The organism is Balneolaceae bacterium (assembly GCA_034521445.1).
GTDB lineage: Bacteria > Bacteroidota > Rhodothermia > Balneolales > Balneolaceae > JAXHMM01.
Genome location: JAXHMM010000006.1, coordinates 395,220 through 408,768, shown reverse-complemented (window position 1 = coordinate 408,768; position 13,549 = coordinate 395,220). Strand labels below are relative to the sequence as shown.

General features: G+C 58.4%; 14 protein-coding genes. 6 read left to right on the top strand and 8 right to left on the bottom strand.

The window, feature by feature from the left end; all coding sequences use genetic code 11:
* Window positions 1-7 precede the first annotated feature (7 nt).
* The 6 genes from fliG to U5K31_09050 are packed head-to-tail and all read right to left on the bottom strand — an operon-like array spanning window position 8 to window position 4,218.
* Window positions 8-1,036 (bottom strand): flagellar motor switch protein FliG, encoded by a 1,029-nt coding sequence (gene fliG, locus U5K31_09075; protein ID MDZ7772876.1) that lies wholly within the window; start codon window positions 1,034-1,036, stop codon window positions 8-10.
* A gap of 13 nt (window positions 1,037-1,049) precedes the next feature.
* A complete protein-coding gene (gene fliF, locus U5K31_09070; GenBank protein MDZ7772875.1) occupies window positions 1,050-2,693 on the bottom strand; it encodes a flagellar basal-body MS-ring/collar protein FliF in 1,644 nt (547 codons plus the stop codon).
* Window positions 2,694-2,714: 21 nt separating this feature from the next.
* Window positions 2,715-3,044 carry a flagellar hook-basal body complex protein FliE gene (gene fliE, locus U5K31_09065; protein ID MDZ7772874.1) on the bottom strand — a complete coding sequence of 110 codons (330 nt, stop codon included), beginning with the start codon at window positions 3,042-3,044 and terminating at the stop codon, window positions 2,715-2,717.
* 36 nt (window positions 3,045-3,080) lie between these two features.
* Entirely contained in the window at window positions 3,081-3,335 is a 255-nt protein-coding gene (locus tag U5K31_09060; GenBank protein ID MDZ7772873.1) for a hypothetical protein, read from the bottom strand.
* 21 nt (window positions 3,336-3,356) lie between these two features.
* Window positions 3,357-3,851 (bottom strand): flagellar basal body rod protein FlgC, encoded by a 495-nt coding sequence (gene flgC, locus U5K31_09055; GenBank protein ID MDZ7772872.1) that lies wholly within the window; start codon window positions 3,849-3,851, stop codon window positions 3,357-3,359.
* A 19-nt stretch (window positions 3,852-3,870) separates the two neighbouring features.
* Window positions 3,871-4,218 (bottom strand): flagellar basal body protein, encoded by a 348-nt coding sequence (locus tag U5K31_09050; GenBank protein ID MDZ7772871.1) that lies wholly within the window; start codon window positions 4,216-4,218, stop codon window positions 3,871-3,873.
* Window positions 4,219-4,613: 395 nt separating this feature from the next.
* On the opposite strand from U5K31_09050, the gene U5K31_09045 reads away from it, so the two are divergent.
* On the top strand, window positions 4,614-5,552 hold the full coding sequence (locus tag U5K31_09045) for a HAMP domain-containing sensor histidine kinase (GenBank protein MDZ7772870.1): 939 nt from the start codon (window positions 4,614-4,616) through the stop codon (window positions 5,550-5,552).
* A gap of 161 nt (window positions 5,553-5,713) precedes the next feature.
* Window positions 5,714-6,922, top strand: coding sequence for an ADP-forming succinate--CoA ligase subunit beta (gene sucC / locus U5K31_09040; GenBank protein MDZ7772869.1), 1,209 nt, complete (start codon window positions 5,714-5,716; stop codon window positions 6,920-6,922).
* A 10-nt stretch (window positions 6,923-6,932) separates the two neighbouring features.
* On the opposite strand, the gene bshA is transcribed toward sucC, so the two are convergent.
* Window positions 6,933-8,075 (bottom strand): N-acetyl-alpha-D-glucosaminyl L-malate synthase BshA, encoded by a 1,143-nt coding sequence (gene bshA, locus U5K31_09035; protein MDZ7772868.1) that lies wholly within the window; start codon window positions 8,073-8,075, stop codon window positions 6,933-6,935.
* A gap of 199 nt (window positions 8,076-8,274) precedes the next feature.
* On the opposite strand from bshA, the gene U5K31_09030 reads away from it, so the two are divergent.
* The 4 genes from U5K31_09030 to U5K31_09015 all read left to right on the top strand — a co-directional run bounded on the left by U5K31_09030 (window position 8,275) and on the right by U5K31_09015 (window position 12,387).
* Complete coding sequence (locus U5K31_09030) at window positions 8,275-9,036, top strand: YebC/PmpR family DNA-binding transcriptional regulator (protein ID MDZ7772867.1); 762 nt, start codon at window positions 8,275-8,277, stop codon at window positions 9,034-9,036.
* Window positions 9,037-9,100: 64 nt separating this feature from the next.
* Window positions 9,101-9,805 carry a tetratricopeptide repeat protein gene (locus U5K31_09025; protein MDZ7772866.1) on the top strand — a complete coding sequence of 235 codons (705 nt, stop codon included), beginning with the start codon at window positions 9,101-9,103 and terminating at the stop codon, window positions 9,803-9,805.
* Entirely contained in the window at window positions 9,789-11,561 is a 1,773-nt protein-coding gene (locus tag U5K31_09020) for a BatD family protein (GenBank protein ID MDZ7772865.1), read from the top strand. The genes U5K31_09025 and U5K31_09020 overlap by 17 nt, the downstream gene beginning before the upstream one ends.
* 1 nt (window position 11,562) lies before the next feature.
* Window positions 11,563-12,387, top strand: a complete 825-nt coding sequence (locus tag U5K31_09015) for an SH3 domain-containing protein (GenBank protein MDZ7772864.1) — start codon at window positions 11,563-11,565, stop codon at window positions 12,385-12,387.
* 31 nt (window positions 12,388-12,418) lie between these two features.
* Here U5K31_09015 and U5K31_09010 read toward each other — a convergent pair whose 3' ends face one another.
* Entirely contained in the window at window positions 12,419-13,504 is a 1,086-nt protein-coding gene (locus U5K31_09010; protein MDZ7772863.1) for a Fic family protein, read from the bottom strand.
* Between the last annotated feature and the right edge of the window lie 45 nt (window positions 13,505-13,549).

The window sequence follows — 13,549 nt, the reverse complement described above, 5'->3', positions numbered from 1 at the left end:
TTTCGGGTTATTCTACAAGTTCTTCGGAGTCGGCCTTGCGTGTGGTGATCTGGCCCTCTTCCTCCAGGCGCTTGATCTCGCTGACAATGCGCTGCTGGGCCTCCTCCACCTGCTTCTTGTGCACCGGTCCGCTGGCCTCCATATCCTCCAGGAGCATCTCCTTGGCCCGGCTCGACATGTTTTCCAGCACCTTCTGTATGAGTTCGTCGGCCACGCCCTTGAGTCCCAGCACCAGGTCGGAGCGCTCCACCACGCCGATGATGGCCTGCACATCGCGGTCGTCCAGGTCGAGGATGTCCTCGAAGAGGAACATCTGGTTCTTGATCTCCTCGGCAAGGGCCGGGTCGAGCTTCTCGATATTCTCCAGCACCTTGCGCTCCGTGGCCAGGTCGGTCTCGTTGAGAATGCTGGCCACGGCCGAGGAGCCCTTGCGGATGTTTTCGGCCTGGGTGTAGGTGGCGCTCACCTGGTCGCGGATGACCTCCTCAATCTCCTCGATCACGTCGGGGGAGATCGAACCCAGCTTGGCCATGCGCATGCTCACCTCGCCCTGGAACTCCGAGTCGAGGGCGGAGAGAATCTCCGCGGCGCGGTTCAGATTGAGATGGGCCAGGATGACGGCGGCGATCTGGGGATGCTCGTTTTGCAGGAACTGTACAATCTGTGCGGTTTCGGCCGACTGGAAAAGTCCAAAAGTGTCGTTGCCGGTCTTGCTCTCCAGGCGCTTCATCATCCCGCGCACCTCGTAGCGTCCCTTGGTCTCGGTGAGCACGTGCCTGGCGTAGTCCATGCCTCCCTCCAGCAGAAAGCGCTTCTCGTTCATCAGGCCGTAGAATTCCGTGACCACCTCGTCGACCACCTCGGGGGAGATGTCTTCCATCTTGGCGATCTCGATGGTGATCTTCTCCACCTCGTCGTCCTTGAGCTCCTTCAAGATGGTGGAGGCCTTCTCCACACCCAGGGAAATCATCAGCACAGCCACCTTCTGGGTGCCGCTTAGCGACTTGATGTCGTCTATCATTTTATCTTCGGCCATGGCGCTAATGCCTCTATTTGTTCTGGCTGCTCAGCACGCCGCTCATCATGCTGCGGACGTAGCTGGCGGCTTCGGGTGAATTCTTGTCCACGAATCCCTTGATCTCTTCGGCCATCTCGTTGGCCTCGGCCACCTTGCGGGCCTCTCCGCTCAGCTTCTTCTGGTAGATGTCCTCCTCCAACTCCCCATCATCATCGGTTTCGCCTTCGATATACTTCTGTCTTTTTTCGGCCATGGCCTTCTGCTTCTCTTCGCCTTTGCCCAGCAGGTTGTCGCCTGCGGTATTGAAATTCTTGGTCATGCGGTAGACCATCACCGAGACCACCAGGAAGACCACGGCCATGATGATCCAGCGCACCAGCTCAAAGAGGGAGACCGGGTCGCTGAAAAAGGGCTGCTCGGCGGGGGGATCCTGGAAATGGTTTTGGAAACGGGTCTGCGTTATAATCAGCTGGTCCCCGCGCTGCGGCATGATGCCGAGTGCACCCATCAGGGTGTTGCGGATCTCGGTAATCTCCTGGTCGGAATAAGGCACGAACTCGGTGACCGTCTCACCCTCCTCATTGGTAATCTCCTCCGACTTGTAGTTGAGCAGCACGGAGGCACTGACGCGCTCCAGCTCGCCCACCTCCCGCTCGATCTGCTCGCGTGTGCGGGTCACATCGTAGTTGGTGACCGACACGGACGACTCGTCCTGCTGCTGGTTGGTGGTCATCGCCTCGGGGGGCTCGTTCTGCTGCCCCTGCACCGGCTGCTGAGTCTGGTCGTTGTTGGCGGAGCTGCGCTCCTCCTCGGAAATGACCGTGCGGCTTTCGGGGTCGATGATATTCGACTCCCGGGTAAGGCGGTCGAAATTGTGCTGGGTGGAAACGCGCAGGATACTGTTGCCAGGTCCCAGCACGCGGTCAAGCATGGACTGGCCCTTGCTTGTGAGATACTTCTCGGTTTGCTGACGCAGCCTCATGGAGGCCGAGCCGTATGACATCTCCTGGCTGACCAGCACGTTGTCGGATATGCGGTTGCCCTGTGCGTCTAAAATGACCACGTTCTCCACGTTCAACCCCTCCACGCTGCCGGCGATGAGATCGCCGATGCCACGGATCTGGTCCTCCTGCAGGCGATTGCCCTGCTTGAGATTAAGTATGACGGAGGCGGATGGGTCAACGGTGGATTCCTGAAAGGCCGAGCGTTCGGGCAGCACAATATGGATGCGGGAGGTTTCCACCTGGTCCAGGCTGTTGACGGTGCGCGAAAGTTCGCCCTCCAGAGCACGCTTCTTGTTGATGCGCTGCATGAAATCGGTCATACCCAGGGTGTTCTGGTCAAAAAGCTCATAACCCTGGTAGTCGGAGCCGGCGGCGCCCTCGGCGGCAAACTGCAGACGTAAATCGTAGACCTGGTCGCGGGGCACCCGGATCGATTGGCCGTTGTCGTCCAGCTGGTAGGGCACGTTGGATGATTTGAGCTCCTCCACGATGGTCTGCGCCGCCTCGGGATTGAGGTTCCCGAAAAGCACGCTGTAACTGGGCTGGAGGGCCCAGTAGAAAAGCATGCTGGCCAGCGAAAGGATGCCCACGCTGAACAGCACGAACAGCGCCTTCTGAGCGCCGCTCAGGGGACTGAAAAAATTCTGGAATTCGTCTACGATTCTTGCCATGAGATTACCATGCTGGGTCTGCTAAATCTGCATTCTACTGAGTTCCTGGTAGGTTTCGACGGCTTTGTTGCGCACCTCGGTCATCAGCTGAAAACTGAGCTGTGCCTTTTCCATGGAGATCATCACCTCGTGGATGTTGTCAGTGCGTCCCATAATCACGTCCTCCACCTTCCCGTCGGCCGTTTTCTGGGCCTCATCCACATCGTTAATGGCCTTCCGGATCATATCGGTAAAACTCTGACCTTCGCCATCGATCTCGCCGATCTCCAGCTGGCGGGGATCGCCAAAACCTTCGCTGCCCGGCATCTGCCGCTGCAGCCTGCTGATAATAGGTCCAATGGGATCTGGCATAATGCGCTGCTGTGGGTTTGTGTTTTCCTGTTATCCTTAAACGGTGAAATCGATGTTGCCTCCCTTGGCGCCCGGGTTCTCCGTGCGCACGCTGCCGGAAGAGCCGTATAGGTCGATGCTGCTCTTCTCGGGGTTGAACTCACGTCGGATCATCTTCTGTTCAGCCTCCGAGAGATTCTCCGCTTCGGCTCCACTAGAGCTTCGGGCGCCCGAGGTCTGCTGCGAGCTGCGCAGCTTTTCGAGAAGTCCGCGGTTAAAATCCTGGGAAGCGCCTAGTCCTGGTGTCTTCATGGTGCTGTCGTTCGGTGCGTATTAAATTTCAAAGGATCGTTTGATAATCTGCTTCTCGGCCTCGATGACACTCAGATTGGCCTCGTAGAGCCGGTTGGCGCTCACCATCCGGGTCATCTCCTCCACCATGTTCACGTCGGGATAGGTCACCATCCCGTTCTCGTCGGCATCGGGGTGGTCGGGATCGTATTCGTAGCGGAAGCGCTCCTGCTCAACCACTTGCGCTTCGGGTCCCAGGTCCTGAGTGCCCCCGCCAGCGTCCATGGTCGTGGGCTCAGCAAGGTGCTGGGCCCGGGTAGTGCCCATCTGCAGCAGGGAGTTTTCCAGGGCGTGGTCAAAATCGTTGCGGTTGCCGACGGAAAGACTCAGCGACTTGGGCCGATAGGGTCCCCCGTCGGGCGTGCGCGTGGTGTTGGCGTTGGCGATGTTCTCCGATGCTATGGAGATCTGCTTCCGCTGGGCGGCCAGCCCGCGTCCGGCGGTCTTGAAAACGGAAAAAAAGCGGTCAACTTCCATGGTGCTTCCCTCCTTCGGGTTACTGTGTGCGGCCGGTAATGCCGGTTCTCATCAGTTCATAGTTCTGCCTCAGCGCTCGGGTCACCATCTGCACGCGGATCTGGGTGTCGGCCATCTCCAGCAGCTCGTCCTCCAGGACGGGCTTCTGGTCGGTCTCCACTATTTCGGGCTGTACCGAGTTGACGGCGTCGTCGCTCATGCTCGATTCGGAGACCTTCTTAAGCTCCTCTTCGAAAGACACCGAAAGCTTGCGATAGCCCGGGGTGTCGATGTTGGACACGTTGGAGGCCGTAATCTTCTGGCGCAGCGAATAGACGTCCATCGCCTTGGCCAGGAGCTTGGTATGTTGGTTGTCCAGCAGTTTCATGGGTCGGGTCTTCGTTTCGTTGCATTGTTAGTGTGGCAATTGTCGTGCCACACTGGGAAAGAGGGCTCAGAGAGCCTCTGCGGCCCCATCCCGGGGACACGATCCCGGCCTAATGGCAATTTTTTCCATAAAGCGGAAAACCTATCTGCCGGCCGTTTTTTTCTTAAGAAGTGCTTCCGCCGGGCTGATAACTGGAAGGAGCCACCTCACGAACCGTCCCGATAGGCGGGTGCCAACGGTACACCATCCGGCCGTGCCTTCGGGGAACAGGGAGCAGATTAGAATGACTAAAGGTTCGTTCAGGAATTGCTAATAATTGGTAAGTTTAACCGGGTTTCAGCTGGGGCCGGTCCCGCAGGGGCTGCCTTCCCGGCCATACCGGGATTGACTGTATCATGGACAAAATTGTAAAAAACCTCATCAGCGGCTATGAGACCCCTGCTCTCGTAACCGACGCCTCCGCAGAGCAGATTCTGCATGCCAACGCGGCCGCCCGGCAGGCCCTTGGCATAGAGCCCGAATGCAAGGCGCGGCTGGAGGAGCTGTTCACCCCCCACCGCGTAATCCGGGGCAAGGTGGTGTGGGAGCGGATGAACCAGTATTACCATATCCACAAAGAAAAAGTCGCCCTCAACGACCGGGACTACCTCAGGGTTTCGATGACGCCGGTTCCGGTGGACAGCCACTTCGACTTTTTTGAGCTCCAGCGCGAAATGTCCCGTCTGCTGGTGCATCGCCTGCACTCCCCCCTCAACGGAGTCACCGGCTACACCGAGCTGCTGGGCGAACAGCTTCAGGAGGGCACACCGCTGGAGTACCTGCAGGAGATCGAAAAAGGACTGGATGACTTCAAGAGCATCCTCGCTGACATCCATGACCTGGCGAAGGACCTAACCGTGCAGATCACCTCCTTCCAGGTACGCCGTTTCATCGACAGCACGCTCAAGGAGTTCCCGGCCTCCGACCGTGAGCGCATCAGCGTGACCATCGCCCGGGACGTAGAGGAGCTGGAGAGCGATTTCGTGCTGCTGCAGGATATCGTCACCGAGCTGCTGCGCAACGCCCTGGATCACGGCGACGACCCGGAGGGCTTGGTCAGCCTGGAAATCGCCGGTCCGCTGAGCATCCGCGTCACCAACTACGGCACCCCCCTGCCCGAGGATTACGTAAAAAAGATCTTCTTCCCCTTCTTCTCCAACAAGGCACGGGGCGTGGGACTGGGGCTGCCGCGCTGCGTGGCCTACGCCAGGGAGATGGGCTACAGCGTACTCTTGCAGAAGAATTCCGAGGAAGGCATCACCTTCGAAGTACGCATGCGTCCACACACTTTTTAAAGTCTCATAAGTCATAAAGTCGAAAAGTCGTAAAGTCGGTGGACTTTCTGACTTCCAGACTTTTCGACTTTATAGACTTTGTGACTTTATGACTTTAAAGACATTTATTCCTATACTTGTTTCGCACTTGAACCCTGTAGCAAACTCCGAGCAGACCCGCCATGAAGATACATGAATACCAGGCCAAGGAGATCCTGAATAAACACAATGTCGCCGTCCCTGGCGGCGTGGCTTCCACCACCGTGGAAGATGCCGTCTCCGCCGCTCAAAAGATGAAAGACAACGGCACCACTCTCTTCGTGGTCAAGGCCCAGATTCACGCCGGGGGACGCGGCAAGGGACGCACCAAAAACAGCGGCGCCAAAGGCGTCATCCTCTGCAATACCGTCGACGAGGTACGCGAGGCGGCTGAATCGCTGCTGGGCGATGTGCTGGTGACGGCCCAGACCGGTGAAGAGGGACAGAAGGTGCAGCGCATCTACGTGACCGACGGGGTGGACATTGAACAGGAATTCTACCTGGGCATCCTGCTTGACCGCGCCAAAAGCAAGAACGTGATCATGGTCTCCACCGAAGGCGGCGTGGAGATCGAAAAAGTTGCCGAGGAAACCCCCGAAAAGATCGTCAAGGAATGGGTGGAGCCCGGCATGGCGCTGCAGCACAACCAGGCCCGCCACCTGGCCTACGCGCTGGGACTGGAGGGCGGCGCCTTCAAGAGTGCGGTGAAGCTCATCATGGCTCTCTACCGCTGCTACGAGGAGACCGACGCCAGCCTGGTGGAGGTCAATCCCCTGGTACTCACCCCCGGCGGTGACGTGATGGCCCTGGACGCCAAGATGACTTTTGACGACAACGCCCTCTTCCGCCAAAAGGAGATCCAGCAGCTGCGGGACGAGTCGGAGGAGAACCCCATCGAACTGGAGGCCTCCGAGTTCGGACTCAATTACATCAAGCTGGACGGCAACGTGGGCTGCATGGTCAACGGGGCCGGGCTGGCCATGGCCACCATGGACATCATTAAACTCTCGGGCGGCGAACCCGCCAATTTCCTGGATGTGGGCGGAAGCGCCAACGTGGAAACCGTCAAGAACGGCTTCCGCATCATCCTGGAGGACAAAAACGTGAAAGCCATTCTCATCAACATCTTTGGCGGCATCGTGCGCTGCGACCGCGTGGCCAACGGTGTAATCGAGGCGGTCAAGGACCCTGAGATCGCTAAAAAGGTGGAGAATGTGCCCATCATCGTGCGCCTGCAAGGCACCAATGCCGAAGAAGCCAAGCAGATTATCGACGACTCCAATCTGAACGTCATCTCCGCCGTGCTGCTCAAGGAAGCGGCTGAGCAGGTTTCGAAGGTGCTTGCGGCCTGAACCCGGCGAGTTACACCTTCTGGGTCATCCCCTCGCGTACCTGCCGGTAGTACTCCTCGTAAAGGTTCACCACGGCGCTCATCTCGAACTGCTCGGCGCGCCGCCGGGCATTTGCCGCCATGGTGCGGTGCAGCTCCTCGTCGCCCAGGATCTTCAGCCCGTATTCGGCCATGCACTGAACGTCGCCCAGCTCGCACAGGTAGCCTGTCTCCCCGTGTATGTTAACCTCGGGCAGCCCGCCGATGTTGGAGCTGATCACCGGCACGCTGCAGCCCATGGCTTCCAGGGCGGCCAGCCCAAAGGTCTCCGACCCTGAGGGGATCAGAAAGAGATCGGCTACGGAGAGGATCTCCTCCACCTGGTCCTGCTTGCCCAGGAAACGCACCTGGTCGCAGATGCCCAGCTCCCGGCACTTCTGCTCGGCCCGCTGTCGATCGGGTCCGTCGCCCACCAGCAGCAGCTTGGCCTTCAGTCCCGCCTCCAGCATCAGGTGGAAGGTCTCCACCACGTCGGGCACACGCTTGACCTCCCGAAAGTTGGAGACATGCACGATCACCTTTTCCCCCTCCGGCCCGATGCTCTTCTTGAAGTGGTCCTTGTCGCCTTTGCGGAAGCGCTCCAGATCGATGAAATTGGGAATGACCTCGATCTCGCGGCGGATGTCGAAGCGCTCCAGGGTCTCCTCCTTCAGGTACTCCGATACGGCGGTCACCCCGTCGCTCTGGTTGATGGAGAAGTCCACCACGTTCTTGTAGCTGGGATCGCTCCCCACCAAGGTGATGTCGGTGCCGTGCAGGGTGGTAATGATGGGCACGTGGGCTGCCTTATCACCCAGGATCTGCTTGGCGAGGTAGGCGCTGGTGGCGTGCGGAATGGCGTAGTGCACGTGGAGGATGTCGATGCCTTCGTGGGCGATGAGGTTGGCCATCTGGTTGGCCAGGGCGAGATCGTAGGGCGGGTATTCGAAGAGCGGATAGCTGTTCAGGTTCACCTCGTGAAAAGAGATGTTGGTCTCGAAAGCGTCCAGGCGCGCAGGCCGCGCGTAGCTCAGAATATGTACGTTGTGCTCGCGGTGGGCCAGGCCCTTGGCGAGTTCCGTAGCCACCACCCCGCTGCCTCCGAAGGTGGGATAGCAAACGATGCCTATGTTCATCCGTGCTCGATCTGTTTCGTTGATATTTCTGTTGGTCAACGCCCTGTCGCGCCGATTCGTATGAGGGTAACAACAGAGCCGCGCCGAGGCATTCCCGCCCTCCAGGCATTAGGTGCAATGCCGCCTAACTCTTATATTATGGAGCTTTGCCGACCGGTCCGGCCGGCCGCATGACGCAACCAAAATGTGTACCGTACCTATGGCAGGTCACTCCAAATGGGCCAACATCAAACACAAGAAGGCCCGGGAAGACAAAAAGCGCAACAAGATCTTCAACAAGCACCTCAGGGAGATCTCCGTCGCAGCCCGTGAGGGGGGAGGCGATCCGGACATGAATCCCCGGCTCAGCATGGCGATCGACAACGCCAAGACTGATAACGTGCCCAAGGACAACATCGAGCGGGCCATCAAAAAAGGCACCGGCGAGCTGGACGAGGGCGAAGGTCGCTACAGGGATGCCACCTACGAGGGCTACGGACCCGGCGGCATCGCCTACTTTATCGAGGTGACCACCAACAACTACAACCGCACGGTGGCCGACATCCGCCACATCTTCTCCTCCCACAGAGGCAACCTGGGCACGGACGGCTCGGTGGGCTATCTTTTCGACCAGAAAGGCATGATCCGCGTGCCCCGCGGTGAGCATGGAGAGGAGGCGTTCATGCTGGATGCCATCGACGCGGGCGCGGAGGAAATCGACGCCGAAGAGGAATACTTTGCCGTGACCACCGGCCGCGAGTCCATGTTCGAGGTGAAGAAGAAGCTGGAGGATACCGGCTACGAGGTGGAATCCTCCGAGCTGATCCGCATTCCCATGACCGAAGTGAAAGTGGATCGTGAAACGGCATCCTCCAACTTCCGGCTGATGGAAAAATTTGAAAGCAATGACGACGTATCCGACGTATTCACCAATATGAAAATGGACGAGGAGACCCTGGCCCTGGCCGAGGAGATAGACTGACCGGCCGGCAATTTGACGGGATCCCGTACGTTTCCCACTTTAGACGCAACCAAGATTATCCGTGATGAAGAAACTGAGCATCCTACTCCTGGCCTTCCTCATCGGGGCCGGACCTGACGACGCGCGCAAGGCCAACGAGGCCTACAACCAGGGCGACTACGAAACGGCCATCGGCCTCTACAAAAAGGCCATCGAGGCGAACCCTGAGAACGCCAAGCTCTACTTCAACCTGGGCAACGCCCTGGCCAGCACCGGCCAGGCCGAAGAGGCCATACGCTTGTTCGAACGCTACAAGACGATGACCAAAGATCCCGCCCGGCAATCCCGCGCCGACTACAACATCGGCAACGTGCACGCACAGCAGGAGCAGTGGGAGAGTGCGGCCGAAGCCTACCGGGACGCCCTCCGCTACCAGGACGGCGATACCGATGCGAAACACAACTATGAGCTGGCCCTCCAGCGGCAGCGTCAGCAGCAACAGCAAAACCAACAGGGCCAGAACCAGCAGCAGCAACAGCAGGATCAACAACAGCAGAACCAGGACCAGAATCAGCAGCAGAACCAGCAACAACAGCAGAACCAGGACCAGCAACAACAGGACCAAAATCAGCAGCAACAGAACCAGCAGCAACAGCAGATGAACCAGATCAGCAAGGAGGAGGCCGAAAAGATCCTGCAGGCCCTCGAGCAGAAGGAGCGGGAGCTGCTGAAGGAATTCAAGAAACAGAAAACGGAATCGAGCGACGATACCAATGATAAGGATTGGTAGGAAGCTCGCGCTCTTCGCCCTGTTGCTGGCAGCGATCGTGGGAAGGGAGGCTGCAGCCCAGTCTTCCCCTGACGTGGAAGCCACCGTCTCGCAGAGCACCATCTACACCGGCGAGCGCATCGAGTTCAACATTGAGATCAGCGGCGACTTTACCAACGTCACCCGACCGGAGATTCCCGAAATTCCCGGTTTCCGCCTGCTGAGCAGCACACCCTCCACCTCGCGCAGTTTCAATTTCATCAATGGACGCACATCCACCAGCTACACCTACACCTATTATATGGTGGCCGAGCGTGAAGGCAACTTCCGCATTCCCGCCGTGCCCGTCACCATCGACAGCAAGTCCTACCGCACCAACACCATCGACGTGCGCATTGTCGACCGGAACACTTCGGCCAACAGCCCCGGCGCCTCCTCCCGTCCCGAGATTTTCCTGAGGCTTGAGGTGGACGAGCAGAATCCGGTACCTGGACAGCAGCTCATTGCAGACGTGGTGCTCTACTTCCGCGACAACCTGGAGGTCAACAACTACACCCCTGTGCCGGGCTGGAAGGCCGAGGGTTTCTGGAAGGAGGAGCTGGCCAACCAGGGACGCGCCCGCGCCGAATCGAGCATTCTGGACGGTGTGCGCTACCGCCGGGCCAGCCTGCTGCAGTTCGCCCTCTTCCCCACCAAGTCCGGCGAACTCAGCATCAGTCCCTACGAAATCGCCGTAGAAGTGCGCTCATCATCATCCCGCAACGATCCCTTCAGCAGCTTTTTCGGCGGCTTTGGCACCAATCAGCGCCAGGTGGAGCTGCGCAGCGATCCGGTGACCCTCGAGGTCCGGGAGTTGCCGTCCGGTGGTGAGCATTTCAGCGGTGCGGTGGGCGACTTCAGTTTTAACCGCAGCGCCAGCACCCGCGAAGTGATGGTGGGCGAATCCATCGAAATAGAGACCACGGTCAGCGGCACCGGCAACATCCCCCTGCTTTCCAAGCCCGAGTACCCTGTACCCGACGGCCTGGAAGTTTACGCCCCCGAGGAGAACGCCAGCATCAGCCGCAATAACCGGCGTATCAGCGGCACCAAGATCTTCACCGACGTGCTGGTGGCCCGCAGTCCCGGCACCTACACCATTCCGGAGACTACCCTCTCCTATTTCCATCCGTCTGAAGACCGCTATATCACCCGTACCCTGCCTGCCATTCCCCTGACCGTTCGTCGAAATCCCGATGCAGTGACGCCCGCCCCGGAGAACGGGGCACTGTCCGTGCAACCCGTTACCGGACTGGCGAATTGGAGCAGTCCCGGTTCCGGCTCAATGATCGGCACATGGTGGTTCTGGTCGGGCATCACCCTGCCGCTGCTGCTGCTCGCCGTCGGTTACTGGCAGAAAAGCTACCGTGAGCGCATGAGCAGCGACATGAACTTCGCGCGCTCGGTCAGGGCGGGCGAGAAAGCCGCTGCCCGACTCGAAGAGGCCGTGACACGCGCGGAGGAAGGCGCCATCAAGGAGGCCTACCACATGCTCCAGAAGGCGCTCACCGGATTCGTAGGCGACCGGTTGGGACTGCCCGAGGCGGGCCTGTCGAATCAGCAGTACCTGTCCGCCCTGCAGGAGGAAGAGGTCAACGAGGAGCTCATCCAAAACATGCGCCTGCTGCTGGACAAATGCGCCACCATCAGTTATGCCCCCAACACCACCTCGGAGTACCTGAAGTCGCACGTGGAGCTGGCCAAAAGCACCCTGGAAAAACTAAAGAAGGAACTCTGAGATGCGCACCCTTCACGCAACAGCCCCTCCGGCCGGCCGCTCCACCCTCCGCCGTTCCGCCCTGCTGCTGGCGCTGGCGATGATGCTGGCGTCCGCGTTCCCAAGTCTGGCGGCGGCCCAGTCGGGTCCCCAGAATCGCTTCGACCAGGCCAACCGCCTCCTGCAGGACGAATCCACCTTCGAGGCCCTGCAGGCTTACCGCGCCCTGGAGAGCGAGGGACACCGCTCCGGCGCCCTCTACCTGAACATGGGCATCGCCTCTGCGCGCATCGACTCGCTGGGACAGGCCAAGTTTTATTTTATGAAATCGCGCACCTACCCGGAAACCCGCCAGCAGGCCTACCGGGCGCTGGAGAACCTGGAGAACAGGTTCAGCCGCCAGTCGGCCGTGCTGCCCAAGCTCCCCTGGCAGCGGGCCGTGGAGTGGATTCAGCAAAACATCGGCTCTTCCGCCCTGATGAGCGGAGGGCTGCTGCTGCTTAACCTGGGGGTGGTACTCATTGTGGTCCACTGGTTTCGGGATCGATGGAAACTGCTGCTGCGCAGGGGCGGCATCGCCCTGGTATCGGCAGGCCTTCTGCTGGGCCTCCTCAGCTTCTACGCCAGCCACATCGACCGCCGCTACAGTCCCGCCGTAATGGTTGACGAGCAGGCCAACGTAATGGAGCAGCCGGGAAGCGACGCTCCCATCGTCAGCCAGGCCTTCGAAGGCTACACTCTGACGGTAGACCACCGCCGCAGCGCCGGGCAGGAGGGTTGGAGCTACGTGCGCCTGGGCAACGGCATGTACGGCTGGATTCCCACCGGGCACATCCGGGTGCTCTAGCCCCGAGGAATGCTTTCATTCCGTGTTCTTCCTATCCAATGATATCGAGCAATTCTCCAAAGGCATACATTTTATTGCGCTTGTTCCCGGTGATTTCGGTGATAATCCCAGCCTCTTCAAACTTGTCCATCAGATTGTAAAGAGTCTGTGAGCTGGGCTGACTGAGCCTCTCATGTATTTCCTTTGAGGCGATAATGGGCTTTTCAAACAGTAGATCCAGAAGCAGCTGGGCATACTGTGAATTCATTTCAAGAAGCTTCTCCTTGGTCGTCCCGTACAGGTCGTACATGCGAACAACCTTGGCCTGCATCTGTATGGCCGTTTCGCGCACGCCGACGAGAAAAAACCTGATCCACATCTCCCAGTTTCCATCGCGATCGACACCACGCAATGCTTCATAATAGTCCGAGCGATGTTTTTCGAAGTATTCGCTGATGTAAAAGTACGGATACGAGATCAGGTTTTGCTCAAAAAGAACGATGGGTACAAGCAACCTTCCCACCCTCCCATTTCCATCCAAAAAGGGATGAATGGCCTCGAACTGATAGTGCGAGACAGCCACCTTAATCAGGAGATCCATCTCGTGCTCATGCACGAACTCTACCCAGTTTTTCATCAGTCCCTCGATTTCTTCCGGACCGGGTGGAATGTAAACAGCCTCCTCAACAGGACTTCCCGGTTTGCCAAGATGTACGGGTCCACGCCTGTAGTTACCTGGATCCCTTTCCTTCCCTCGTACAGAAGAAAGCAAAATCTTATGAAGCATGCGGATGAGGTTTTCTCCGGAGGGCTTCTTCTCCAGATACTCTACGGACTCGTAGATGGCCTTCCGATAATTCAGCACTTCCAGGATTTCCGGATTCTCCTGTTTGGGTTTACTCGCTTCGTATTTTAGCACTTCACGCACGGTGGTCTGAGTTCCCTCGATTTTAGAACTTACAACCGCTTCCTTGTTCAAGAGAGGGGCCACAATCAAATGAGGATTGATGACATCCCTGAACATTCTACCTTTCAGTTCTCCAACCGCATGGTAGGCATCCGTGATGTAGTTCAGCGGTGGTGTAAATTCCTCTTCCGGTGGCAAAAAGGACAGTTGGTGGAAATCGTAGGATGCCATATTCCAGTCTATTGGACTATAAGTTTTCTTATTCTAATATAAGCC